The organism is Sphingomonas sp. (genome assembly GCF_031361285.1).
In the GTDB taxonomy this organism is placed as follows: domain Bacteria; phylum Pseudomonadota; class Alphaproteobacteria; order Sphingomonadales; family Sphingomonadaceae; genus Sphingomicrobium.
In genome coordinates this window covers 1-1,535 of record NZ_JANMCO010000134.1, presented here as the reverse complement: position 1 = coordinate 1,535, position 1,535 = coordinate 1, and the positions used below count along the sequence as shown (strand labels likewise).

General features: G+C 62.8%; 2 protein-coding genes and 1 pseudogene. 1 reads left to right on the top strand and 2 read right to left on the bottom strand.

What is annotated here, in order from left to right; genetic code table 11:
* Positions 1 to 265, bottom strand: a pseudogene (locus RMO25_RS11600) (DNA recombination/repair protein RecA); the annotation flags it as partial.
* 168 nt (positions 266 to 433) lie between these two features.
* Positions 434 to 1,246 carry an IS5 family transposase gene (locus RMO25_RS11595; RefSeq protein ID WP_309662762.1) on the bottom strand — a complete coding sequence of 271 codons (813 nt, stop codon included), beginning with the start codon at positions 1,244 to 1,246 and terminating at the stop codon, positions 434 to 436.
* 103 nt (positions 1,247 to 1,349) lie between these two features.
* Between RMO25_RS11595 and RMO25_RS11590 the strand changes: the two genes are divergently transcribed.
* The coding region (locus RMO25_RS11590; RefSeq protein WP_309662761.1) for a hypothetical protein at positions 1,350 to 1,535 on the top strand (186 nt) is incomplete at its 3' end.

The following is a 1,535-nucleotide window of genomic DNA, read 5'->3' as shown; positions in this document are numbered from 1 at the left end:
GCAGCGCCAGCGTGGTCTTGCCGGAGGATTCCGGCCCGTAGATTTCGTCCACCCGGCCGCGCGGCAGGCCGCCGACGCCGAGCGCAATGTCGAGCCCGAGCGAGCCCGAGGAAATAGTTTCGATGTCCATCGACTTGTCGTTCTTGCCAAGCCGCATCACCGAGCCCTTGCCGAACTGGCGCTCGATCTGGCTGAGCGCAGCTGACAGGGCCTTAGACTTATCCATGGACGATCCTTCGACGACACGTAGCGCAGGCTGACTCATGTATCGCTCCTTATGGCCGGGATTCGACCCCCCGACAAACGCGGCCCCTGCCGCAGCGCCGGAATCGACTGGTAGGAGCAATGTACACCATTTGTTCTCCGTTCGCAATATGTTCTTTTGCGGAATGTGGTACTGGCCTGTTTCGACCCTAAGAGTCGGTTTCGAAAGTCATGAGGCGCGAGCTATGCGGCGGACGAGGAGCATGACGGAGGCGGCGTAGAGGAATGCGCGAGCGGAGTCGATGGTGGCCTCGAAGTCCTTTGCCAGGCGCCGATTACGCCCGATCCAGGCGAAGAACCGCTCGACGACCCAACGCCGTGGCTGAACGGCGAAGCCGACCTGATCTGGGTTCTTGCGCACGATCTCGACGGCGATCAACGTGGCTTTGGCAACCTTCTCACCCGCGTATCCGCTGTCGGCGAAGACCCGCTGGATGAACGGGAAGATGCGACGCGAGGCCCGCAGAAGCGGTCCGCCGCCATCGCGATCCTGGATGCTCGCCGGATGCGGTTCAAGCACGAGGCCGCGCCCATCCGTATCGACGAGAGCATGGCGCTTACGCCCGTTGATCTTTTTCCCGGCATCGTAGCCGCGCGGCCCGCCAGCCTCGGTCGTCTTGACGCTCTGGCTATCGATGATCGCACCCGTGGGACTGGCTTGGCGGCCAACCCGTTCGCGATCGAGCATGACCAGGGCGTGGTTGATTTTCTCGAAGCGACTCTCGTCGCGGAACGTCGCAAACCAGCGATAGATTGTGCTCCACGGCGGCAAATCGCTCGGCAGCAGACGCCACGGACAGCCCGCCCGCATCACATAGAAGATGCCGTTGATGATCTCGCGCATCGGCCAGGCACGCGGTCGTCCTGTGCCTTTCGCCGCAGGCAGGTGAGGTTCGATCACGCGCCATTCCTCATCGGTCACGTCGGTTTGGTATCGGTTGGCCTTGCGGTTATGCTTCTTGCGGGTGGTTGGGGTCCACATGGCAACTCCGGGGTTGGTGTCAGAACCCCCTGGAATCACGTCGATCCCAATCACTCAACCTCTTTCGAAACGGCCTCTTAGGAGACCCGCCGCTATGCATCCCGTGCTTCGCCTTTACGAAGATATCCTTTCGAGCGCCGAGAATGTCGAATTCCGGCTGGCGCCGTTGCCGCGCTTCATCTTCGTCGTGCATGGCAGTGCCACCATCGACGGCAAGGCGCTGAGCGAAGGCGAGGCCTGGCAGGGCGACGGCGCCGCCGCCGTGAAGCCGGGCCCGGCCGGCGTGACC

Excerpts from the sequence above, each read along its gene's own strand:
- RMO25_RS11595 (WP_309662762.1), bottom strand. The coding sequence starts at position 1,246 with ATGTGGACCCCAACCACCCGCAAGAAGCATAACCGCAAGGCCAACCGA.